The organism is Gemmobacter lanyuensis (assembly GCF_014652355.1).
Classification (GTDB): domain Bacteria; phylum Pseudomonadota; class Alphaproteobacteria; order Rhodobacterales; family Rhodobacteraceae; genus Gemmobacter; species Gemmobacter lanyuensis.
Map to the genome: position 1 here is coordinate 194,095 of NZ_BMYQ01000002.1, position 20,701 is coordinate 214,795.

Sequence of the window (20,701 nt, forward strand, 5' to 3'; positions counted from 1 at the left end):
CATGACCATTGGATCGCAGATCGCTTGGGACGATACCGTCCTGCCGTTTCAACTTGACCACTCCGACATCCGCGGCCGCGTTGCGCGTCTGGACGGGGTGCTGGATCAGGTGCTCAAACAACATGCCTACCCGCCGCAGATCGAAGCTCTGGTCTGCGAAGCCACGCTGCTGACCGCGCTTATCGGGCAGACGATCAAGCTGCGCTGGCGGCTGTCGTTGCAGATCCGTGGCACTGGTGCGGTGAAAATGGTCGCGACCGATTACTACGGTCCGACCGAGGATGGCCAACCTGCGCGGCTGCGCGCCTATGCCAATTTCGAACCCGATCAACTCGATCCGAATGCCAAGCCCTTTGATCTTCTGGGCGAGGGCTATTTCGTGATCGTGATCGATCAGGGGCAGGGCATGGTGCCCTATCAGGGGATTACGCCGCTGACCGGCGGCACCCTTGCTGCCTGTGCGCAAACCTATTTTGCCCAGTCGGAACAGCTGCCCACGAATTTTGCCCTGTCCTATGGGCGGTCGCAGGTGCCGGGTGGGCAGCCGCATTGGCGCGCGGGGGGCGTAATGATCCAGCACATGCCGAAAGCCTCGCCCTTTGCCAAGGATGGTGGCTCGGGCGAAGGTGGGCTGCTGCAGGCGGCGGACATTGTGCATGGCGAGGATGGCGAAAACTGGAACCGTGTGAACCTTCTGCTCGAAACTGTCGAAGAGATGGAGCTGATCGGCCCGTCCATTCCGCCGACAGATCTTCTCGTGCGCCTGTTCCATGAAGAAGGCCCGCGCGTTTTTGACGCCCAGCCTGTGCGTTTTGGCTGTTCCTGCTCGGCCGAGAAGGTGCGGTCCTCGATGTCGATCTATTCGCAAAAGGACCTGCGTCATATGACGACGCCCGAAGGGATCGTGACGGCGGACTGCCAGTTCTGCGGTGCGCATTACGAATTTGACCCCCTGACCCTGGGGTTCGATGCGCCCAAGGCTGCGCCGGATGCAAACTGAAGCCTTGATCCGGGCTTTGTCACGCAATGGCGTGGCAAGCTCGGATTTCGATCTCAATCCTGAACTGGTCCTGCCGCCCGGGCGCAAGCTGCGGGCGGCGGCCGTTCTGGTAGCGGTCTGTACCGGGGGCGATGGCCCTTCCGTCCTGCTGACCAAGCGGGCCTCGGGGTTGCAGCACCATCCGGGCCAGATCGCCTTTCCCGGCGGCAAGATCGACGCCACGGACGCTTCGGCCGAGGCTGCCGCTCTGCGTGAGGCGCAGGAAGAGGTCGGCCTCGACCCGTCGCTTGTAACGGTTCTGGGGCGTTTGGCGCCCCATGAAACCGTCACGGGCTATACCGTCACCCCTATTTTGGGCCTGATTAGAGCCGATTTCACCACGCAGCCCGAAGCGGGCGAGGTGGATGAAGTGTTCCAAGTGCCCCTGTCGCATCTGGCCGATCTGTCGCGCTTTCGGATCGAACGTCGGCGTTGGCTGGGCCAATGGCGCTACTACTATACGGTTCCCTATGGCCCCTATTACATCTGGGGCGCAACGGCCCGCATGTTGCGTGGCCTGGCAGAGCGGTTGCAATGAAGATTACCGGCGCCTGGATCGACAATCCTGTGACACAGGCGGTCTGCGCCGCGCTGACGGGGGCGGGGGTGCAGGCGCTCTTTGTCGGGGGCTGCGTGCGGAATGCGCTGCTGGGGGTGCCGGTTTCGGATATCGACATCGCCACGGACGCGCGGCCAGAAATCGTCTCTGACATTGCCAAAAACGCCGGTTTCAAGGTGGTGCCAACAGGCATTGACCATGGCACGGTGACGGTGATTGCGGATGGCCTGCCGCATGAAATCACCACCTTCCGCACCGATGTGAAAACGGACGGGCGGCGCGCGGTCGTGGCCTTTTCCACCCGGATTGAGGAGGACGCGGCCCGCCGCGACTTTACCATGAACGCGCTCTATGCCGCGCCCGATGGCACGGTGATCGATCCGCTGGGCGGGCTGCCCGATCTGCTGGCGCGGCGGCTGCGGTTTGTGGGCCTGGCCGAGCAGCGCATCCAGGAAGATTACCTGCGGATCCTGCGCTTCTTCCGGTTTCACGCGATTTACGGCGACCCCGATCAGGGCATTGATGCCGAAGGTCTTGCGGCCTGTGCCGCATTTTCTGCAGGAATAGAGACGCTTTCGGCCGAACGCATCGGAGCCGAGATGCGGAAGCTTCTGGCCGCGGCGGACCCGGCCCCGTCTTTGGCGGCGATGGCGCAATCCGGCGTCTTGGCGCAGGTGCTGCCGGGGGGTGATCCGCGCGCCGTGGCGCCGCTGGTTCATCTTGAGGCCGGTCGCCCGCCGCGTTGGCAGCGCCGGCTGGCTGCGCTGGGCGGCCCGGATATAACCGACCGCTGGCGGCTGTCGCGGCAGGAAAGCCGCAATATCAGCCATATCAGAGACGCTTTGGAACATCTGCAATCGCCAGCGGTTCTGGGCTATCGGCTGGGGCCAGAGCTGGCGGTGGACGTGATCCTGCTGCGCGCCGCGCTGTTTGAAAGCCCCTTGCCGCCCCATTGGGCGGCCGAGGTTGCACGGGGTGCGGCGGCGGAATGCCCAGTGCGATCTGCCGATCTGATGCCGGGGCTTAAAGGGGCGGCGCTTGGCGCCCGGTTGAAAGAGCTGGAGGGCCGGTGGCTCGCCTCGGACCTGCGGCTCGGCCGCGCCGATCTTCTGGGGTGATCGGTTTTCCTTTTGGTCAAAACGGATTATATCCGGCGTCAGGCCATGGGCATTTGCCGGGCCAAGGGCGCCCTTCATGGACCGCCACCAAAGGCCGCGCGCCCCTTTGCGCCGCCGGAACGGAGACAGTGGAATGAAGATGCTGCGCGCCCTTGGCGGGTTCATTGATGCCTTTCGGCCAGCGGATGGCGCCCCACCGCAAAAGCTGGGCGCTTTCTTCAACTGGTGCCTGAAGGGATCCTGGGGGCCGCTGACGGTGGCGGGGGGGATCTCATCCCTCGCCGGGACAACCGAGGTCGTCTCGGCCCTGATCCTTGGCTGGGTGGTCGATGCGGCGGTGGCCGAAGGTCCGGCCGGGTTTTTCACCCGAAATATGTCTCTGTTATTGCTGTTTCTGGCGTTTTATCTGGCGCTCCGACCGCTGGCTTTTGCGGCCTCGGCGGCGTCGAACTCGGTCATCGTGGGGCCGAACGTCTTTCCTTTGGTGCTGAGCCGTCTGCACCGCTGGACGCTGGGGCAGAGCGTCACCTTCTTTGACAACGATTTCGCGGGGCGCATCGCGCAAAAGCAGATGCAAGCCGCGCGTGCCGTCACCGATGTGGCGACCGAGGTGATCAATACCGTCTGTTTCGCGCTGGCCTCGGTCATCGGGTCGGCGCTGTTCCTGATCGCGATCGATGCCCGCATAGCGTTGGCGCTTTTGGTGTGGATGGTGGTCTATCTGGCGCTGGTGCGGTTCTTCCTGCCCAAGGTGAAGGGCAATTCCGCTGCGCGGGCGGCCGCGCGGGCGATGGTATCGGGCCAAGTGGTTGATACCATCACCAATATCAAGACGGTCAAACTCTTTGCCCATTCCGCCTTTGAGGACCGCGTCGCCCTGAAAAGCATGGAGGTGTTCCGCGAGCGTAGTATCGAATTCGGCCAGATCTCCACCTGGTTCCGGTTTTCGCTGATGACGCTGGCGGGGGTGCTGCCGGTCTTGCTGATCGGGGGCACCGTGATCCTATGGCAGGATGGTAGCGCCACGGCCGGTGATATTGCCGCCGCCGGCGCCGTTGCCATGCGGATCGCGCAGATGACGGGCTGGGTGAGCTTCACGCTCATGTCGATCTACACCAGCATCGGTGAGGTCGAAGATGGCATGCGGACGCTGACCGTGCCGCATCAGCTTGCCGATGCGCCGGGGGCGGTGGACCTGCCCGCGATCCGGGGCGAGGTGCTGTTCGACCACGCAGGCTTTGCCTATGGGCGCAAGCGCGGTGGTGTGGATGATGTGACGCTGAATATCCAGCCGGGCGAAAAGATCGGCATCGTGGGCGCCTCGGGTGCGGGGAAATCGACCCTCGTTTCGCTGCTTTTGCGTCTCTATGACTGCGAAAAAGGCCGTGTTCTGGTGGATGGCGAGGATTTGCGGCAGGTGACGCAGGAAAGCCTGCGCCGCCAGATCGGCATGGTCACGCAGGAAACCGCGATGTTCAACCGCTCGGCGCGGGACAATATCGCCTATGGCCGCCCCGACGCGACCGAGGAAGAGATCATCGCCGCCGCCCGTCAGGCCGAGGCGCATGATTTCATCATCGCGATGGAGGATCATCAGGGCCGCAAGGGCTATGACGCCTATCTGGGGGAGCGGGGCGTCAAGCTTTCGGGCGGGCAGCGGCAGCGCATCGCGCTGGCGCGGGCTTTCCTGAAAGATGCACCCATCCTGGTGCTGGATGAGGCGACCTCGGCCCTCGACAGTGAGGTCGAGGCCAGCATCCAGGAGGCGCTGGACCGTGTGATGGTGGGCAAGACCGTGCTGGCCATCGCCCACCGCCTGTCCACCATCGCCGCAATGGACCGGATCATCGTGCTGGATCAGGGCCGGATCGTCGAGGAAGGCAGTCATGAGGCACTTCTTGCAAAAGGGGGGCTTTACGCGCGCTACTGGAATCGGCAATCGGGGGGCTTCATCGTCACCGAAGAGGCAGCGGAATGAAGTTGACCATCGAACGTCTGGGGCATCTGGGCGACGGCATCGCGCAGGGGCCGGACGGGCCGGTCTATGTGCCGGGCATGCTGCCGGGCGAAGAGATCGAGGGCGAGCTGCGGGGCGACAGCCTGCAAGGGGCCAAGATCGTCACCCCTTCGGCGGACCGGGTCAAACCGCCGTGCAGCCATGCGCGGACCTGCGGGGGCTGCCTGATGCAACATGCCCGCGACAGTCTGGTTGCGGACTGGAAGCTGGGCATCGTGCGGGGCGCGCTGTCCGGGCAGGGGCTTGAGGCGGTGCTGCGGCCCATCGTGACCTCGCCGCCGAAATCGCGGCGCCGCGCCACGCTGGCCGCGCGCCGCACCAAGGGCGGGACGATGATCGGCTTCCACGCGCGCGGGTCGGATCTGCTGATCCCGGTGCCGAATTGCCAGCTGCTGCACCCCGATCTGATGGCGGCGATGCCCGCGTTGGAGGCGCTGGTTCTGGCGGGCGGGTCCCGCACGGCCGAGCTGGACCTGACGGTGACGCGCAGCCTTGCCGGGCCGGATGTGCTGGTGAAGGGGGGCAAGCCGCTGGATGCCGACCTGCGCCTGAACCTGGCCCGAATTGCCGAGGCGCATGGCCTGTCGCGCGTCACCTGGGAGGATGAGGTCGTGGCCCTGCGCGCCGCGCCCATGCAGCGTTTCGGCAAGGCGCTGGTTGCCCCGCCGCCCGGCGCCTTCCTGCAGGCCACCGCCGAGGGCGAGGCCGCGCTTCTGACCGCCGTGCGTGAGGCCGTGGGCAACGCCAGCCGCATCACCGATCTTTTCGCCGGCGCGGGGACCTTTACCCTGCCACTGGCAGATCAGGCCGATATCCATGCGCTGGAGGGCGATGCCGCCATGATCGCGGCGCTGGACAAGGGCTGGCGTCAGGCGGGCGGGCTGCATCGTGTGACAGCCGAAACCCGCGATCTTTTCCGCCGCCCGCTGGAACCTGATGAATTCAAGGGCGTGCAGGCCGCGGTCATCGACCCACCCCGCGCGGGGGCGGAGGCGCAGGTGGCAACGCTGGCGCGGTCGAAGGTGCCGGTCATTGCGATGGTGTCCTGCAACCCCGTCACCTTTGCGCGCGATGCGCGGGTTCTGGTGGCGGCGGGCTATCGCATCGACTGGGTGCAGGTGGTCGATCAGTTCCGCTGGTCGGCGCATGTCGAGCTTGTGGCACGCTTCTCTCTTTGATCCGTGCACCAATCCGTGAACGCCTTGTGCTGCCCTGCACCTTTGCAGACTAGGCAGGTCATGAGAAAATGGGTATGGGCAAACAAAAAAGCAGAATACAGGCGTTCGATGTCTTTCACCCGCATGCTCTTGGTGGTGGCGCTGGCCTTTGGCCTTGCGGCCTGTGGCCATAACAAGTTCCGCACCTACAACGGGCCATCCGTGACCTCGATCCAGGTCCATAAGGGCGCCCGCAAGATGTATCTTCTGCACGGCTCGGACGTGCTGGAGGAATATGACATCTCGCTGGGGTTCCAGCCGCTTGGGCACAAGCAATTCGAGGGGGATGGCAAGACGCCCGAGGGCGCCTATTTCATTTCCCACCACAACCCGAAAAGTCGCTATCACCTGTCGGTTGGGGTGTCCTATCCCAATGAAAAGGATGTGGCTTTTGCGCAGGCGCAGGGCAAGTCTCCGGGCGGGGATATCATGATCCACGGGCGGTCGAATTACAAAGGCACGAACATCGGGGATTGGACCGCGGGCTGCATCGCCGTCACCGATAGCGAGATGGAAGAAATCTACGCCATGGTCCGGCGCAATACGCCAATCTTCATCCTGCCGTAAGGCAAGACAAAGGGGCCCGCGGGCCCCTTTTTCATATTCTGCCGGATCTGCCTGCCATTACTGGCTGGGCAGGTTGTCCATTTCCGAGGTGACAGTGCGGCCCAGGGCCGTTGCGCTGACATTGGCGACCGGGCCGCGCGTCGCATCACCGGTGAGCAGGGTCCACCAGATCTTGCCGCTGGGTTCCTGATACCAGCCGAAACCCAGTTCATTGGCCTGCGGGTCCATCAGGATCTGACGGGTATCGGTCTGTGCGCTCCAGTCTGCGAGCGTTTCCAGCTCGGAGACATAGGTCTCGGAAATCAGCTCGCCCTGCATATGGCCCATATAGCCTGCGCGTTGCGCCCGCAGCAGCGGGGATGAACCGTCGGACCCGAAATGCCAGGGGCGGTTCTGTGCGGACATGTCGCGGGCATGGGACACTGCGGCAGAGGTCAGCTGCGCATTCAGCTGCAGCGGCACCAGACCCCGGGCCGAGCGCAGCGTATTGACCGAATCAAGCATGCGATACGGAATTTCGGCCTCGTCCGACTTTCCGATCTTGTAGATCCGCGGCAACGGACGGCCATCCGGGCCCAACTGAGGCTCGGACGTCGATGCGCAGGCAGACAGGATGGCTGCGGCACAGACTGCCAGAACGGAGAATCTCGTCATCTTGCTTTACCTAAGGCTTGGATTGCATGTCCTTAGCCAATACCTTGCGCAGGATCAAACCCAACTCTGCGTGAATCCGCCGGATGACACGGCTTTGAATTGCGATATTGCATCGCAGCGGCTAAAAACCGCGCAAAATACCTCAGAAGGAGTTCAGTGGATGTCTGCTGACACGTTCAAACCCACCCGTCGGGCAGTTCTGGGCGGGGCTGCGGCTGTCCTTGGGGCTTCGATGGCGGCCCCGGTGCTGGCGCAAAGCGAAGGGGCCGTGCGCTCCAACGTCTCCAGCTTCCGGATGCTGGATTGGCAACCCTATTTCGCGAACCTGGCCAAGGGCGCGGTGCTGGTCGATACCACGTCGCGCGCGTTGCATTATTGGTCGGAAGATCAGGCGATCTACAAGCTTTACCCGACTTCGGTCCCGGTTTCGACCGAACTGACCCGTCTGGGCCGCACGCAGATCATCAAGAAAGACCCGGCCCCGTCCTGGCGTCCGACCCCCTCGATGAAAGAGCGCAACCCCGACTGGCCGGACTTCATTCCGCCGGGTCCGGATTGTCCGCTGGGCACCCGCGCCATGTGGCTGTCGTGGGAATATTACCGTATCCACGGCACGCATGACACGCGCAAGATCGGGCGCAAATCGTCGAACGGCTGCATCGGGATGTTCAATGAACATGTCGAAGAGCTTTACGAGCTGTGCAACATCGGGACGCAAGTGTTGCTAATTTGACGCCATTTTTTTGCCGCGATTTCCGGTTGTGCGCCAAAAGTTGCGCGATTGGGAATTGGGGCCTAAACAGCAGATCACGAGGTAATAGCTTGGACCCGGTGTCGCCTCTGCAAAATTCGGCATCGGTATGATCTGGAGGTCAAAATGAAGAAACTCGCTCTTGCAGCCGCCCTGTCGGTCGCCGCTTCGACCGCTTTCGCTGGCGGCCTGACCGAGCCGGTGATGGAAGAAGAAGTTGTGAAAGCTGGCGCTTCGTCGTCGGCTGGCGGCGTCGTCGTTCCGCTGCTGCTTCTGCTGGTCGTGGCTGCTGCTGCTGCCAACTGATCCAAAATCACAGGCGTGATGGAAAAGGCGTCAGGGTTTCCTGACGCCTTTTTCAGTTTCAGACCCTGCTGCCGGATTTCAGATCCAGCCTGCCAGGTTTTCGCGGATCAAGGCATCCAGCGCGGTGATATGCGCCTCTTCGGCATTGAGGCAGGGGATATAGGTGAACACCTCGCCCCCGGCATGTTCAAAGCTTTCGCGGATTTCGCCGTTGATCTCTTCCAGCGTCTCGATGCAATCGGCGCTGAAGGCCGGCGCCATGACGGCGATGCGCTTTTTGCCCTGTTTCGCCAGCTCTGCCACATGTTCGACGGTATAGGGGCGCAGCCATTCCTCGCGGCCAAAGACCGACTGGAAGGTCACGTCGATGCTTCCTTTCTCCCAGCCCAGCCGTTCGCGCAGCAGGCGCGAGGTCTTGGCGCATTGGCAGTGGTAGGGGTCGCCCTCCATCAGATAGCGTTTGGGCATGCCGTGATAGCTGGTGACCAGCACGTCGGGCTTGTGGTCCAGCGTGGCATAGACCCGCTCGACCGATTGGGCCAGCGCCTCGATATACAGCGGATGGTCGAAGTATTCCGCCACGGTTCGGGCCGCGGGCTGACGCTTTTCCTTCATCAGCGCGCGGAAGAACTGATCATTCGCCGTGGCCGAGGTTGCGCCCGCGTAATGGGGGTAGAGCGGGAAGAACAGAATCTTTTCGCAGCCCGCATCCACCATGGCGCGCACCTTTGAATCGGTCGAGGGGTTGCCATAGCGCATGCAGAAATCGACCATCACCTTGTCGCCAAAGGCCGCCTGCATCCGCGCGGCAATGGCCGCGGTCTGCTCTTTGGTGATGGTCATCAGCGGGCTTTCGTTCTTCTCCTCATTCCAGATCAGCTTGTAATTCGCGCCGCTGGTGAAGGGCCGCTTGGTCAGGATGATCAGTTGCAACAGCGGCTGCCATTTCCAGGCTGGAAAATCGATCACGCGCTTGTCTGACAGAAACTCGTTCAGATAGCGCCGCATCGACCAGTAGTCGTAATTGTCGGGCGTCCCCAGATTGGCCAGCAGCACGCCGATCTTGGCCGCCCGCACCGGGGGATGGTTGGCCGGGGCATGGGTAAGGCGCCCCTCACCGGGCTTGATCCAGCCATTCACCGCATCACGCAGCACATCGAGCATCGTCGTCTCCTGCAATCGTTCCGCCCCGAGATAGCCTTGGCAGGCCCGGGGTCAACCGTCCTTTTTTGTCATAGGGGTTTGCGCCGCCCGCAAGGCATCTTCCAGCCGCTGCACCGCCGATCCGGGCCGCAGGGGCTTTTGCTGGCTTTCATGGGGGGCCCATCCGGTCAGGCAGATCACCTCGAAGGTGGCGGGGATGCGCCCGTCCGGCTGACCAAAGGCCGCGGCATAGCGTTCGGCGGCGGCAATCATCACGGCGCGGCGGGTGAAATGGCGGGGGCGATCCATCAGGGCGCTGGCCTCGCCCATGGCGCGCAGATCGGCCATGAGGTGAAAGAGGTCGCGGTAACTGGCGGTGCGTGTGAAATTGTCGGCCACCGGCAGATTCAGACCAGCGCGTTGCAGCAGCGCGCCCAGATCGCGGATTTCGGCCATCGGCAGCACACGGGGCGACAGGCCGCCCGTTACCGCCGCCTCGGCCTCGGCAAGGCTTGCCCGCAATTCATGCAGCGTTTGGCCCCCCAGCGTGAATGCCAGAAGCAACCCATCCGGGCGCAGCGCGCGGCGGCATTGCACCAGCTGCCCCACCGGGTCATTTGCCCAATGCAGGCCCATCGCGTGGATGATCAGGTCATGCGCCTCGGGCTGCAGATCCAGCACCTCATCATCCGGCAGGAGGCGCGCGCCGGGCAGCACATCGGCCCAGATTTCCGGAAAGGGCGTGATGATGGCGGGCGCCGTAAACTGCCTGTTAACCGCGCTGAGTCTTTCCTGAACTTCGAAGACGGCTTCGTCATGCAGGAACAGCGCATCGCGCGTGGCGCGGTGGCGGTTGCGGGTCAGGGCGGCGCGGTCAGTCAGCTGGGGCGGGGTCTGCATGGGGCCTCTCTTTTGGCGGACCATAGGAGGGATGGATGAGAATGCAAGCCGCGGTGCAACTGGTGTATCCGCCCCAGTGCCTGACCTGTGATGCGCTGGTGACCACGGATTTCGGTCTTTGTGCCGCCTGCTGGCGCGAGACGCCCTTTGTCTCGGGTCTGGTCTGTGATTGCTGCGGTGTGCCCCTGCCGGGCGAGGAGACGGGCGGCCCGGTGCAATGCGACGATTGTCTGGCCGTTGCGCGGCCCTGGTCGAGGGGGCGGGCGGCGCTGCTTTATTGGGATAACGCGCGCAAGATGGTCATGGCGCTGAAACATGGCGACAGGGTTGATCTGGCCCGCCCGGCCGCGGGCTGGCTGCACCGGGCGGCGCGGCCGCTGCTTGCGCCCGATACGCTGATCGCGCCGGTGCCGCTGCATTGGACGCGGCTGATCCGGCGGCGCTACAACCAGTCGGCCTTGCTGGCGGCGGCGCTGGGGCGGCTTGCCGATCTGCCGCATTGTCCCGATCTGCTGATCCGCCGCCGCAATACCCGCAGCCAAGAGGGGCGCGACCGCTCGGCCCGCTTTGTCAATGTGCATGAGGCATTCCGCGTGAACCGCAAACGCGACTGGATGATGCAGGGCCGCCCCGTGCTGCTGGTGGATGATGTGATGACCTCGGGCGCGACGCTGGCCGCCTGTGCCGAGGCCTGTCTGGCCGAAGGCGCCGCCCGTGTTGACGTGATTGTGCTGTGCCGCGTTGCGAAGGATGCTTAAATCCTTATAATTTCTGCAACTGCAAGCATCGGCCCGGCCCAGGGCCACAGAGAGCACCATGAAATCCGTCGAAATCTACACGACCCCGACCTGCCCCTATTGCCTGGCCGCCAAGCGCCTGCTGCAAAAGAAGGGCGTGGACTATGCCGAAACCGATGTCAGCGCCGATCCCGCCCTGCGCGTGGCGATGACGGAACGCGCCAATGGCCGCCGCACCGTGCCGCAGATATTCATCGGCGGGGTGCATGTCGGCGGCTGCGATGATCTGCATGCGCTGGAAGACGCGGGCAAGCTCGACCCCTTGCTGGCGGACTGACCCATGCGGATCGCGCTTGTGCAATTGACCGTCGGGGATGATCCGGCGGCCAACCTGCCGGAAACGCTGGCCTTTGTGCGCGCCGCCGCCGAAGGGGGGGCGCAGCTTGTGCTGACGCCGGAATGCACCAACCTGCTCAGCTCGAACCGTGACCATCAGCGCCGCACCCTGCGGTCCGAGGCCGAGGACCCCACCCTCGCAGCCCTGCGGGCCGAGGCCAAGGCGCTGGGGATCTGGCTGCTGATCGGCTCCCTTGGCGTGCTGACGCAGGATGCGGACGGGCGCTTTGCCAACCGGTCTTTCCTGATTGACCCGCAGGGTGAGATTGCCGCGCGCTATGACAAGATCCACATGTTTGACGTGAACGTGTCAGAGACGGAAATCTACCGCGAAAGCGCCGCCTATCGGCCGGGTCATCAGGCGGTGGTCGCCGATACTCCCTTGGCGCGGATCGGCATGGCGGTCTGCTATGACCTGCGGTTCCCGCATCTTTTCCGCCGTCTGGCGCAGGCCGGGGCGCAGATCCTGACCGTGCCCGCCGCCTTCAACCACCTGACGGGAGAGGCGCATTGGGAAACCCTGCTGCGCGCCCGCGCGATCGAGACCGGCTGCTTCGTGCTGGCCCCGGCCCAGACCGGCTTTCACCCCGAAGCTGAAGGCAAGGGCCGCCAAACCCATGGTCACAGCCTTGCCATCGCGCCCTGGGGCGAGGTTCTGGTCGATGCCGGCACCGACCCCGGCGTCACGATCATCGATCTTGATCTGGCCGAGGTGGAGCGCGCGCGGTCTCGCGTGCCTTCGCTGGTCCATGACCGCGCCTTTGACGGTCCGTGATGGCGGAAAAGACCGAAGATCTGGCCATTGCCCTGTTTGGCGAGCTGTTCATGGCGGATCAGCTGGCCCGGAACCGCATCTCTAAAGTGCTGCCCAAGGGGATGGAGCTGTCGCATTTCGGGGTGCTGAACCATCTGGGGCGCATCAATGAGGAACGCACCCCGGCCCAGCTGGCCCGCAGCTTCCACGTCACCCGTGGGGCAATGACCAATACGCTGACCAAGCTGGAAATCGCGGGCCATATCCACATCCGGCCTGATTGGGATGATGCCCGGCGCAAATTCGTGGCGATCAGCCCGGCGGGCCGGGCCGCGCGCGACCATGCGGTGCAGTCCATCGCCCCGCTGATCGCCGAGGTCGTGCAGGCGCTGGGCGCTGACCGCGTCCGCGCCATTCTGCCTGTGCTGCGTGAATTGCGCACCCGGATGGAGGGCGAGGTCTGACGCGCGTCAGTTCCGCAGCGACCGCGCCCGCAGGCCGATGCCCAAGGCATCATACATCACAGAGATCACCGTGCCATTCTGCACGACCGAGCTTTCGGTCACAAGAACAAGGTCCTTGTTTGCAATCTGGAATTCGCCCGCGCTGAACAGCCCGTCGGCCGAGGTCAGGTCAAAGCTGAAGATCGTGCGCTCTTTGCTGGGGCCGGTGCCATCGCTCCGCACGTCCGAGCCATCATAATTGCGCAGGACCAGCACCCCTTTCGGATTGGCCCGGTTGTCGGCAAAGCCCCCGATGAGCGAGGCCGCGTCCAGCGCCGTGACCTGATCGTCCGGGAAGGGGATCTGGGCTTCTTTCGATGCGGCGCCCAGCGACAGGAAATAACGCTCATCGCTTTCGACATAGACTTTGTCCCCGCCGCGCAGGGTGGTGTCGAGCGCGGGCGATTTCAGCAGCCGGTCCAAAGAGATCCCGTAAAGCTTGCTCCCCCGCATCAGCCGTACTTGCGGGTTGGTCAGGTGCGCTTCGACACCGCCGCCAAGGGCAATCAGGCTCAGAACCGAAACATTCCGGTCCGGCAGCGGGAAATTCCCGGGCTTGCTGACACCGCTGATCAGATCGACCGAGCTTTCGCGGCCGGGCTGGTGGTTCAGCTGCACCTGGGCCGTCGTGCTGATTTCGGCAAAGCGTTTCTGGATCGTCTCGCGCGCGGCGTCGGGGGTCATCTTCGCGACATAGACCTGGTCGACATAGGGCAGGAACACGTCGCCGGCGGAGGAAACGCGGATGCTGCGCAGTTCGACCGCCTTCTGGCCCTTTTGGGCCAGAAGCGAGGATTCGCCGTTATCCCAGATCGAAAGATCGAGCATGTCGCCCGCCTGAATGATCTGCGAGGCTGGCCCACTGCTTTTTTCAAGCCATCCCGACACGGGTTGTGACGAACTCTGCGGCCATTTCGACAGCTGTGGCAGCGTGGCCCGTGTCACCGGAACCACTGCAAAATCCGCGTCTTCGGCCTGAGCGCCGCGCAGGATCTCTTTGGCCTGGGGGGCGCCACCGGGGGCATCACCACATGCGGCAAGGGCAAAAAGGCTCACGGTAAGCAAAAGAACCTTGCCGGAAAAAAGACGCATCTGTGACCCCGCTGAGACCACCCCGGTACGAGGGGTGGACTTGACTGTGCCGTGCAAGATACAGGGGAGCCGTTCAGGGTTCAACATCCCATTCTGTGATGGGCAATCCCATGCCGGGGGTCACATGATCTGTATCTTGGGGGCTGCGGGCCGAATTGGCCATATGTTGTATGCGACATGGCCCGCGAATCGCACTCAACCTGTGATCCGCCAAGGCCGTGGCGCGGCACCTGTCGGGGGACTTCGCTGGGACATGCTGGTTGAACCGGTCCCGCCCGAAATGCCGCGCGGCTCGGTCATCCTGAACCTTGCGGGGGTCACGCGGGGTGATGAAACTGCCCTGACGGCGAATGTGACGCTGGCCCTCGCGGCCCTGGACGCGGCGCAAGAGACTGCGGCGCGGCATGTGTTTCTGTGTTCCTCTGCCGCTGTGTACGGGGCCGGTCACGGGCAAGACCTTGGGGAAGAGGATCCCACTGATCCAGTGAATCCATACGGCCGCGCCAAACTGGCGATGGAGGTGGCCGCCGAACGCTGGGCCGCAGAACACCCCGCCATCGGCGTGACGGTCTTGCGGATCGGCAATGTCGCGGGGGCGGATGCGCTTTTGGGGGGCGCCGTTGCGGGGCGGCCTGTGACCCTCGACCCGGTTCCGGGGCATGATCGCGGCCCCGAGCGGTCTTATATCGGACCCTGGGCTTTGGGGCGGGTGCTGGCGGGGCTGGCGGATCTTGCCTGCACTGACCAGCCTCTGCCCTTCCGGCTCAATATCGCGGCGCCCGGCGTGGTGGGGATGGCCGATCTGCTTCGGACCGCCGATCTGCCTTGGGGTTGGGGTCCCCCCAATCCGTCGGCGGTGGCGCGTGTCGGGCTGAACACCGCGCGGCTTGAGGCGCTTTTGCCCGGCGCTGCCGGGGCGGGGAATGCCGAGGCTCTCATCGCCGATTGGCGCCGTTGGAAAGAGGCCACCGCATGACCCCGCAGAAACGCATTTTCGATTTGGCCCTCGCCAGTCTGCTTGCGGCGGTTCTGGCGCTGCCCTTCGCGCTGCTGCTGCTGGTGCTGCTGTTGAGAGAGGGGCGGCCAATTTTCTACGTCGCGGAACGCATGAAAGCCCCCGGTCAGCCTTTCCGCCTGTGGAAGTTGCGGACCATGACCCTCGCAAAGGCTGATAGCGGGGTTTCCGGCGGTGACAAGGCCGCCCGCATTACGCCGGTCGGGCGGTTCCTCCGCAAGACCCGCCTTGATGAGGTGCCCCAGCTGTGGAATGTGCTGCGCGGCGACATGAGTTTTGTCGGCCCCCGCCCGCCACTCCGGCTTTATGTTGAACGTTTTCCAGAGCTTTATGCCCAAGTTCTGCAAAGCCGCCCGGGGATTACCGGCCTTGCGTCACTACATTACCACGCCCATGAAGAGCGCCTTTTGGCCCGCTGTGCCAGTGCCGAGGAAACGGATGCCGTCTACAGTCGGCGCTGCGTACCGTGGAAGGCGCGGCTGGATCTGATCTATCAGCGCCACCAGACACTTTGCTTTGATCTGGCGCTGATCTACGAAACCGGTCGCCGCGTTCTGGTGCGTCGGCTGTTCAAGTGAGCGCCAGCTGCCCGCAGAATAGGCGCGTTTCAGCCGCTCTGCCTTGTTGCACATGCGAATGTGAGGTAGATTGCAACAATTATTTGCGCTAATCGGGCCCTTTAAAGGGGGCCAGGTGCAGTTTGGCGGTATCCATGAACATGATGATGCGGCATTTCCGACACGTGCTTTTTGCCGTCCAGTCGAATTTGTCGCGGCGCAACAAACAGTTCGTGCTTCTTTGCCTCGACATCGTGCTTCCGCCGGTGATCCTGCTGTTGACGCTTGCGCTTTTGGGGCGAGGGATCCTCGCGACGGTCAGCTTCTATGAACTGGCCTATCTGCTGCCGATGGTTGCAGTTCTGGGGGCGCTGATTTCCAGCTGGCTGGGCCTGCCGCGCGTTCAGCTGAAATCCTACGACACCATGGCGATGATGCGAACCGGCATCTACGCCGCCGGAATGACCGTGATCGGAACCGTCCTGGTCGAGGCCGTGGTGCCGAATTTTCCGGCAGCGGGGTCAGTGATCTTCGGAATGACACTGTTTCTGACTTCGGTCGGGTTGCGGCTGGCGCTGTTTTACATGCTTCTTTGGGTCTTGCGGCATGACAAACCCAAGCAGCGCGTGATGATCTATGGTGCGGGCACGACCGGGGTGCAGCTGGTGGCAGCCCTTCGGTCGCATGAACGGATCGTGCCTGTCGCCTTTATTGATGACAATGACTCGCTCCATTCCACCACTGTATCGGGGCTGCGGGTGCTGCCGCCTTCCCGCATCGAAGAGCTGGCCGAGCAATATGATGTGAAGCGTGTCATCCTTGCCATGCCTTCGGTTTCGCCGCCCAAGATTGCCCGGCTGTCACGGCAGCTGCGTGGCATGGGGCTCAAGGTTCAGTCGCTGCCTTCCTTCGCGCAGCTGCTGGGCGAGGAAGAGCTGATCGACCAGCTGAGTTCGGTGGCGGCCGGACAGTTTCTGGGGCGCGACCAGATCAGCCACCATCTGCAAAGGGCGGATGAGGCTTATCGTGGCAAGTCTATTCTGGTGTCGGGCGCGGGGGGATCGATCGGATCCGAACTGTGCCGTCAGCTTCTGAACTATGCCCCTGGCCGTCTGGTGCTTTATGAGGTGAGCGAGGTCGCCCTCTACAACATCGACCGGGAACTGCGCGAAAAGGCCGAGGCCTGTGGCGTCGAGATTGTGCCGGTGCTGGGCTCGGTGACGGATTCCCGTCTGACGCGGATGGTCATCACGGCAAACCGGATCGACGTGGTGTTCCATGCGGCGGCCTACAAGCATGTCCCGCTGGTCGAGATCAATCCGCTGGCCGGGCTGGCCAACAATGTCCTCGGAACCCGTACCCTTGCCGAAGTGTCGCATGAGGCAGGCGTCGGCCGGTTCATCCTTGTCTCATCGGACAAGGCGGTGCGGCCGACGAATGTGATGGGCGCGTCGAAACGTCTTGCTGAACTTGTCGTGCAGGACATGGCCAAGCGTTCGCGGGGGACGGTGTTCTCCATGGTGCGCTTCGGCAATGTGCTCGGGTCGTCCGGGTCGGTCATTCCGCTGTTCAAGGAGCAGATCGCCCGGGGTGGCCCTGTCACGCTGACGCATGAAGATATCACGCGTTACTTCATGACCATCGCCGAGGCGGCGCAACTGGTGCTGCTCGCCGGGTCGTTTTCAGATGCCGAAACCTCGCGCGGGGGGGATGTCTTCGTGCTGGACATGGGCCAGCCGGTCCGCATCCGCGACGTGGCGGTGCAGATGATCCAGGCCGCGGGCTATTCCGTGCGCGATGAGGCCCATCCCGACGGCGATATCGAGATCGTGGTGACGGGTCTGCGCCCGGGCGAAAAACTGCATGAGGAACTGCTGATCGGGGAAGGCCAGCTGACCACCCCGCATAGCAAGATCATGCGCGCCCGCGAGGAAAGCTTGTCGGAGCTGGAGATGGCCTCGGCCCTGCGCGCGCTGCGGGAAGCCGTGGCTCTGGGTCAGGAAGAGGCCGCCCGTGCGGTCATCATCCGCTGGGTGAACGGATATAGACCCGCTGCCCATGCAACAGCGGCGCAATGATGTGCTGAACGCTGCCCGGATGGATTGTTGATCTGGGTGATTTCCCCTAGACTGGACGGAAGTATGTTCAGCTTCAGGGCGTAATCAGCATGGCATCAAATCCGGCCCGTCGCGCACGGCTTCTTGTCGCGACATCATTTTTGGCGCTGATCGCGCCAACGCTGATTGTCGCCCAATCTTCGGACCGCAATTCGCTGAACTTCAACGGCGCAACCGGGCTGATCGATATGCCTTCGGGCGAACAGCAGCCCGATGCCTATCTGACGATCACCTCGGGCCATTTTGGCCCCGTCAGCCGCACCACGCTCAGCTTCCAGATCACGCCGCGCATGTCGGCAAGCTTTCGGTTCATGGGCATCCGGCAATGGAATGCGCAATCCGCCTGTCAGCCCGATTGCTCGGGCGAGCCGGACAGTGATGGCTACCCCACTTACTACGACCGCTCTTTCGACTTCCGCTACCAGCTGTTGAAAGAAAGCAAATATGTACCGGCCTTCACCATTGGCCTGCAGGATCTGGCGGGGACAGGGGTCCTTTCGGGGGAATTTGTCGCAGCGACCAAGCATATTACCCCCGATCTGAAGGTGACGGCGGGTCTGGGCTGGGGTCGTTTGGGCAGCTACGGGTCCATCGGGGCGCCCTTCGGGGACCGCGATCCGATCGATATTGGCGAAGGCGGCAATTTCAACGCGGGCCAGTGGTTCCGTGGTGATGCGGCGCCCTTTGCCGGGGTGGAGTGGCGCGCGAACGATCGCCTGACGCTGAAGGCCGAATATTCCTCGGACGCCTATTATGTCGAATCCGAGCGTCGCGGCACCTTTGACCGCAAGAGCCCGTTCAACTTTGGCGCAGAATACACCGTCAACGAATGGTTCCAGATTGGCGGCTACTACATGTATGGCAGCGAACTGGGTATCGCTGCACATTTCACCATGAACCCCAAGAACCGCCCGATGGGCGGGATCAAGGATGGGGCGCCTGATCCGGTAAAGGTGCGTCCGACCCGCGCCGCCGACCCCGAGGCCTATTCGACCGATTGGGTCACCCAGGCAGATGCGGCCTCGATCCTGATCATCAACCTCAACAAGCGCCTGAAAGGCGACGGGGTCGAGGTCGAGGCGATCAGCTACACCAAAGACCGGGCGCAGGTCCGTATCCGCAACATCCGCTATGATGCCGAGGCTCAGGCCATCGGTCGCGTCGCGCGGGCCATGTCCTATGTCATGCCCGAATCGGTCGAAGTGTTTGAAATCGTGCCGATGGTTGCAGGGATGCCCGCCTCGAAGGTCGAACTGCGCCGCAGCGATCTGGAGCGTCTGGAACACAGCCCCACTGCGTCTGATCAGATGCGCGCGGCGGTGACCGTCTCGAACCCCGGGGCCCGTCCGCAACTGACCTATGACGCCGAGAAATTCCCGGATTTCCGTTGGTCGCTCAGCCCCTACAACCGTATTCGCCTGTTTGATCAGCGCGGGTCTCCGTTCAAGATGGACGTGGGCGCGCGGCTGTCGGCGCGCTATGAATTCAGCCCCGGCTGGGTGCTGGAAGGTGCCGCCGTCAAGCGCGTCGTTGGCAACCTCGCGAATGTGCCGCCCACCATCGACACCGGGCTTCAGCCTGTGCGTTCGGACGTGGAACGCTATGATGCCAACGGTGATCCGGCGATCGAGCGCATCACCCTGTCGAAATACATGTATTTCGGTGGCGACGTGTATGGTCGACTCTCTCTGGGCTATCTGGAACGCATGTTCGGCGGCGTCTCGGGCGAGGTGCTGTACAAGCCGGTGGATCGCAAATGGGCCCTGGGCGCCGAGCTGAACTACGTCGCGCAGCGCGATTCCGACGGGATGCTGGGCTTCAGCGAATATGATTACCAGACCGTCTCGGGGCATGTGTCGGCCTATTATGCCTTTGCAGAAGGGTATCATGCGCAGCTGGATGTCGGTCGTTATCTAGCCGGTGACATCGGCGCCACGCTCAGCCTTGATCGCGAATTTGCCAACGGCTGGCGCGTCGGGGCCTTTGCGACCAAGACCAATGTTTCGGCCGATGACTTCGGGTCGGGCTCTTTCGACAAGGGGATTCGTCTGGAAGTGCCGCTGGCTTGGGGCCTGGGCACGCCCGGCCGCAAAACCTATGAAACCGTTATCCGTCCCTTCGGGCGGGATGGCGGAGCCCGCCTGAACATTGAAGGGCGGCTCTATGACACGGTCCGGGATTACCACACCTCGGGAATTGACGATCAGTGGGGGAGATTCTGGAAATGACCCGCGTTTCGCTGCTGGGCGCCTGCGGCGCCGTGGCGCTGGCTCTGGCCGGCTGCGGCAACCAGTCTGATACCTCGCCCGTGCTGCGGGCGATGAAGGGGGTGGCCACCGCCATGGTGAAGACGGGCGATGCCCCCCCGCCCGCTCCGATCACGCGCGCCGATCTTGCCGCGCTGAAGGTGCCGGTGATTCAGGGTGAGATGAAGAGCGGCAACTCCACCTTCTATCTCGTCCCGATCGCGCGCCAGGGCGCAGCTGAAACCTGGGGCACGTCGGATGACCTGACGGTAACCTTCCGCAATGGTGTGCTGGCCGAAACCCGCGGATTCGGCCCTGATATCATGGAATCGACGGTGCCAAGCCTGTCGCAGCTGCAATCCGGTCAGGGAACGCACCGCCGCAGCTATGTTTACCTCGACGGAGGCGACCAGCTGCGCCGCTTCGATTACGACTGCAGCATTCAGAATGCAGGTGCAGAAACCATCACTGTGGTAGGGCAGCAACATTCCACGCGTCATGTTGTCGAGAATTGCACCGGAAAATGGGCCAGTTTTACCAACGAATACTGGTTCGAAAGTAGTGGAAAACTTAGGAAATCCAAGGAGTTGCTTGTTCCTGAGTGGGGCTATCTCGACCTATCCAGGGTCATTGACAGCTGACCCAAGTTTAGTCTTACTAACCGCGACGCGTTGTGGTATCGCGTAACTAATCGCCAAACTAAGTTATGGAGACAAATATGAAAAAGCTCGCCGCTCTCGTTGCCGTTGCTTCGCTCGCTTCGACCGCTGCTTTCGCTGGTGGCCCGGTTGTCGTCGCTGAAGAGCCGGCTCCGGCTGTTGCCGTTGCCCCGGCTTCGTCGGGCTCGCTCGGCGGTGGCGCCGTCCTCGCTGGCCTGGCTGGCCTGGCGCTGGTCGCTGCTCTGGTTGCCAACGACTCGGGCGACCACTAATCGGTTCACGTCGACCCAACCGGTCGGCTGACTTAGAGGGGCCCGCATCTTGCGGGCCCTTTCTATTTTCGCGATAAGCTTG

Annotated in this window: 22 protein-coding genes; 18 read left to right on the forward strand and 4 right to left on the reverse strand. The window is 63.2% G+C overall.

Annotation, left to right across the window (positions count from 1 at the left end; translation table 11 throughout):
• The first annotated feature begins 1 nt into the window (after position 1).
• The 6 genes from hslO to IE101_RS06035 all read left to right on the forward strand — a co-directional run bounded on the left by hslO (position 2) and on the right by IE101_RS06035 (position 6,517).
• A complete protein-coding gene (hslO, locus tag IE101_RS06010; RefSeq protein WP_189632912.1) occupies positions 2 to 1,000 on the forward strand; it encodes an Hsp33 family molecular chaperone HslO in 999 nt (332 codons plus the stop codon).
• Positions 990 to 1,577: a CoA pyrophosphatase gene (locus tag IE101_RS06015; RefSeq protein ID WP_229804039.1), complete on the forward strand. Its 588-nt coding sequence runs from the start codon at positions 990 to 992 to the stop codon at positions 1,575 to 1,577. The genes hslO and IE101_RS06015 overlap by 11 nt, the downstream gene beginning before the upstream one ends.
• Positions 1,574 to 2,716 carry a CCA tRNA nucleotidyltransferase gene (locus IE101_RS06020; protein WP_189632914.1) on the forward strand — a complete coding sequence of 381 codons (1,143 nt, stop codon included), beginning with the start codon at positions 1,574 to 1,576 and terminating at the stop codon, positions 2,714 to 2,716. The genes IE101_RS06015 and IE101_RS06020 overlap by 4 nt, the downstream gene beginning before the upstream one ends.
• A 133-nt stretch (positions 2,717 to 2,849) precedes the next feature.
• On the forward strand, positions 2,850 to 4,694 hold the full coding sequence (locus IE101_RS06025) for an ABC transporter ATP-binding protein (RefSeq protein WP_189632915.1): 1,845 nt from the start codon (positions 2,850 to 2,852) through the stop codon (positions 4,692 to 4,694).
• Positions 4,691 to 5,911, forward strand: a complete 1,221-nt coding sequence (locus IE101_RS06030; protein ID WP_189632916.1) for a class I SAM-dependent RNA methyltransferase — start codon at positions 4,691 to 4,693, stop codon at positions 5,909 to 5,911. The genes IE101_RS06025 and IE101_RS06030 overlap by 4 nt, the downstream gene beginning before the upstream one ends.
• A gap of 108 nt (positions 5,912 to 6,019) precedes the next feature.
• Positions 6,020 to 6,517: a L,D-transpeptidase family protein gene (locus IE101_RS06035; protein ID WP_189632917.1), complete on the forward strand. Its 498-nt coding sequence runs from the start codon at positions 6,020 to 6,022 to the stop codon at positions 6,515 to 6,517.
• 57 nt (positions 6,518 to 6,574) lie between these two features.
• Here the strand turns inward: IE101_RS06035 and dalA are convergent, their stop codons facing one another.
• Positions 6,575 to 7,171, reverse strand: coding sequence for a divisome-associated lipoprotein DalA (gene dalA / locus IE101_RS06040; RefSeq protein ID WP_189632918.1), 597 nt, complete (start codon positions 7,169 to 7,171; stop codon positions 6,575 to 6,577).
• 160 nt (positions 7,172 to 7,331) lie between these two features.
• Between dalA and IE101_RS06045 the strand changes: the two genes are divergently transcribed.
• Together IE101_RS06045 and IE101_RS06050 are read left to right on the forward strand one after the other, a co-directional pair.
• Positions 7,332 to 7,904, forward strand: a complete 573-nt coding sequence (locus IE101_RS06045) for a L,D-transpeptidase (RefSeq protein WP_189632919.1) — start codon at positions 7,332 to 7,334, stop codon at positions 7,902 to 7,904.
• A gap of 144 nt (positions 7,905 to 8,048) precedes the next feature.
• Positions 8,049 to 8,228, forward strand: coding sequence for a hypothetical protein (locus tag IE101_RS06050; RefSeq protein WP_189632920.1), 180 nt, complete (start codon positions 8,049 to 8,051; stop codon positions 8,226 to 8,228).
• Between the two features lie 78 nt (positions 8,229 to 8,306).
• Here the strand turns inward: IE101_RS06050 and hemH are convergent, their stop codons facing one another.
• The gene (gene hemH, locus IE101_RS06055; RefSeq protein WP_189632921.1) at positions 8,307 to 9,392 is read right to left on the reverse strand and encodes a ferrochelatase; all 1,086 of its coding nucleotides are present in this window, start codon (positions 9,390 to 9,392) and stop codon (positions 8,307 to 8,309) included.
• 51 nt (positions 9,393 to 9,443) lie between these two features.
• Positions 9,444 to 10,271 carry a methyltransferase domain-containing protein gene (locus IE101_RS06060; protein WP_189632922.1) on the reverse strand — a complete coding sequence of 276 codons (828 nt, stop codon included), beginning with the start codon at positions 10,269 to 10,271 and terminating at the stop codon, positions 9,444 to 9,446.
• 35 nt (positions 10,272 to 10,306) lie between these two features.
• Here IE101_RS06060 and IE101_RS06065 point away from each other — a divergent pair, with 35 nt between their 5' ends.
• From IE101_RS06065 to IE101_RS06080, 4 genes are read left to right on the forward strand one after another with little or no spacing between them, the layout of a single operon-like run.
• Entirely contained in the window at positions 10,307 to 11,029 is a 723-nt protein-coding gene (locus IE101_RS06065) for a double zinc ribbon domain-containing protein (protein ID WP_189632923.1), read from the forward strand.
• 58 nt (positions 11,030 to 11,087) lie between these two features.
• Entirely contained in the window at positions 11,088 to 11,345 is a 258-nt protein-coding gene (grxC, locus tag IE101_RS06070) for a glutaredoxin 3 (RefSeq protein WP_189632924.1), read from the forward strand.
• A 3-nt stretch (positions 11,346 to 11,348) separates the two neighbouring features.
• Positions 11,349 to 12,179, forward strand: a complete 831-nt coding sequence (locus tag IE101_RS06075) for a carbon-nitrogen hydrolase family protein (RefSeq protein ID WP_189632925.1) — start codon at positions 11,349 to 11,351, stop codon at positions 12,177 to 12,179.
• Positions 12,179 to 12,622, forward strand: coding sequence for a MarR family winged helix-turn-helix transcriptional regulator (locus IE101_RS06080; protein ID WP_189632926.1), 444 nt, complete (start codon positions 12,179 to 12,181; stop codon positions 12,620 to 12,622). The genes IE101_RS06075 and IE101_RS06080 overlap by 1 nt, the downstream gene beginning before the upstream one ends.
• 6 nt (positions 12,623 to 12,628) lie before the next feature.
• On the opposite strand, the gene IE101_RS06085 is transcribed toward IE101_RS06080, so the two are convergent.
• Positions 12,629 to 13,753 (reverse strand): polysaccharide biosynthesis/export family protein, encoded by a 1,125-nt coding sequence (locus IE101_RS06085; RefSeq protein WP_189632927.1) that lies wholly within the window; start codon positions 13,751 to 13,753, stop codon positions 12,629 to 12,631.
• A 124-nt stretch (positions 13,754 to 13,877) separates the two neighbouring features.
• Here IE101_RS06085 and IE101_RS06090 point away from each other — a divergent pair, with 124 nt between their 5' ends.
• The 6 genes from IE101_RS06090 to IE101_RS06115 all read left to right on the forward strand — a co-directional run bounded on the left by IE101_RS06090 (position 13,878) and on the right by IE101_RS06115 (position 20,619).
• Positions 13,878 to 14,729 (forward strand): NAD-dependent epimerase/dehydratase family protein, encoded by an 852-nt coding sequence (locus IE101_RS06090; RefSeq protein ID WP_189632928.1) that lies wholly within the window; start codon positions 13,878 to 13,880, stop codon positions 14,727 to 14,729.
• The gene (locus IE101_RS06095) at positions 14,726 to 15,346 is read left to right on the forward strand and encodes a sugar transferase (protein ID WP_189632929.1); all 621 of its coding nucleotides are present in this window, start codon (positions 14,726 to 14,728) and stop codon (positions 15,344 to 15,346) included. Before IE101_RS06090 ends, IE101_RS06095 begins: the two co-directional genes overlap by 4 nt.
• Before the next feature lie 134 nt (positions 15,347 to 15,480).
• On the forward strand, positions 15,481 to 17,403 hold the full coding sequence (locus tag IE101_RS06100) for a polysaccharide biosynthesis protein (protein ID WP_229804041.1): 1,923 nt from the start codon (positions 15,481 to 15,483) through the stop codon (positions 17,401 to 17,403).
• Positions 17,404 to 17,492: 89 nt separating this feature from the next.
• Positions 17,493 to 19,670, forward strand: a complete 2,178-nt coding sequence (locus tag IE101_RS06105; protein ID WP_189632930.1) for a YjbH domain-containing protein — start codon at positions 17,493 to 17,495, stop codon at positions 19,668 to 19,670.
• Positions 19,667 to 20,329, forward strand: coding sequence for a YjbF family lipoprotein (locus IE101_RS06110; RefSeq protein WP_189632931.1), 663 nt, complete (start codon positions 19,667 to 19,669; stop codon positions 20,327 to 20,329). Before IE101_RS06105 ends, IE101_RS06110 begins: the two co-directional genes overlap by 4 nt.
• A 77-nt stretch (positions 20,330 to 20,406) precedes the next feature.
• Positions 20,407 to 20,619 (forward strand): hypothetical protein, encoded by a 213-nt coding sequence (locus IE101_RS06115; RefSeq protein ID WP_189632932.1) that lies wholly within the window; start codon positions 20,407 to 20,409, stop codon positions 20,617 to 20,619.
• Positions 20,620 to 20,701: the final 82 nt, after the last annotated feature.

Excerpts from the sequence above, each read along its gene's own strand:
- grxC (WP_189632924.1), top strand. The coding sequence starts at position 11,088 with ATGAAATCCGTCGAAATCTACACGACCCCGACCTGCCCCTATTGCCTG.
- IE101_RS06075 (WP_189632925.1), top strand. The coding sequence starts at position 11,349 with ATGCGGATCGCGCTTGTGCAATTGACCGTCGGGGATGATCCGGCGGCC.
- IE101_RS06090 (WP_189632928.1), top strand. The coding sequence starts at position 13,878 with ATGATCTGTATCTTGGGGGCTGCGGGCCGAATTGGCCATATGTTGTAT.
- IE101_RS06085 (WP_189632927.1), bottom strand. The coding sequence starts at position 13,753 with ATGCGTCTTTTTTCCGGCAAGGTTCTTTTGCTTACCGTGAGCCTTTTT.
- IE101_RS06045 (WP_189632919.1), top strand. The coding sequence starts at position 7,332 with ATGTCTGCTGACACGTTCAAACCCACCCGTCGGGCAGTTCTGGGCGGG.
- IE101_RS06050 (WP_189632920.1), top strand. The coding sequence starts at position 8,049 with ATGAAGAAACTCGCTCTTGCAGCCGCCCTGTCGGTCGCCGCTTCGACC.
- IE101_RS06065 (WP_189632923.1), top strand. The coding sequence starts at position 10,307 with ATGAGAATGCAAGCCGCGGTGCAACTGGTGTATCCGCCCCAGTGCCTG.
- IE101_RS06100 (WP_229804041.1), top strand. The coding sequence starts at position 15,481 with ATGAACATGATGATGCGGCATTTCCGACACGTGCTTTTTGCCGTCCAG.
- IE101_RS06095 (WP_189632929.1), top strand. The coding sequence starts at position 14,726 with ATGACCCCGCAGAAACGCATTTTCGATTTGGCCCTCGCCAGTCTGCTT.
- IE101_RS06020 (WP_189632914.1), top strand. The coding sequence starts at position 1,574 with ATGAAGATTACCGGCGCCTGGATCGACAATCCTGTGACACAGGCGGTC.
- dalA (WP_189632918.1), bottom strand. The coding sequence starts at position 7,171 with ATGACGAGATTCTCCGTTCTGGCAGTCTGTGCCGCAGCCATCCTGTCT.
- hslO (WP_189632912.1), top strand. The coding sequence starts at position 2 with ATGACCATTGGATCGCAGATCGCTTGGGACGATACCGTCCTGCCGTTT.
- IE101_RS06030 (WP_189632916.1), top strand. The coding sequence starts at position 4,691 with ATGAAGTTGACCATCGAACGTCTGGGGCATCTGGGCGACGGCATCGCG.
- IE101_RS06035 (WP_189632917.1), top strand. The coding sequence starts at position 6,020 with ATGTCTTTCACCCGCATGCTCTTGGTGGTGGCGCTGGCCTTTGGCCTT.
- IE101_RS06060 (WP_189632922.1), bottom strand. The coding sequence starts at position 10,271 with ATGCAGACCCCGCCCCAGCTGACTGACCGCGCCGCCCTGACCCGCAAC.
- IE101_RS06025 (WP_189632915.1), top strand. The coding sequence starts at position 2,850 with ATGAAGATGCTGCGCGCCCTTGGCGGGTTCATTGATGCCTTTCGGCCA.
- IE101_RS06080 (WP_189632926.1), top strand. The coding sequence starts at position 12,179 with ATGGCGGAAAAGACCGAAGATCTGGCCATTGCCCTGTTTGGCGAGCTG.
- IE101_RS06110 (WP_189632931.1), top strand. The coding sequence starts at position 19,667 with ATGACCCGCGTTTCGCTGCTGGGCGCCTGCGGCGCCGTGGCGCTGGCT.
- IE101_RS06115 (WP_189632932.1), top strand. The coding sequence starts at position 20,407 with ATGAAAAAGCTCGCCGCTCTCGTTGCCGTTGCTTCGCTCGCTTCGACC.
- hemH (WP_189632921.1), bottom strand. The coding sequence starts at position 9,392 with ATGCTCGATGTGCTGCGTGATGCGGTGAATGGCTGGATCAAGCCCGGT.
- IE101_RS06105 (WP_189632930.1), top strand. The coding sequence starts at position 17,493 with ATGGCATCAAATCCGGCCCGTCGCGCACGGCTTCTTGTCGCGACATCA.
- IE101_RS06015 (WP_229804039.1), top strand. The coding sequence starts at position 990 with ATGCAAACTGAAGCCTTGATCCGGGCTTTGTCACGCAATGGCGTGGCA.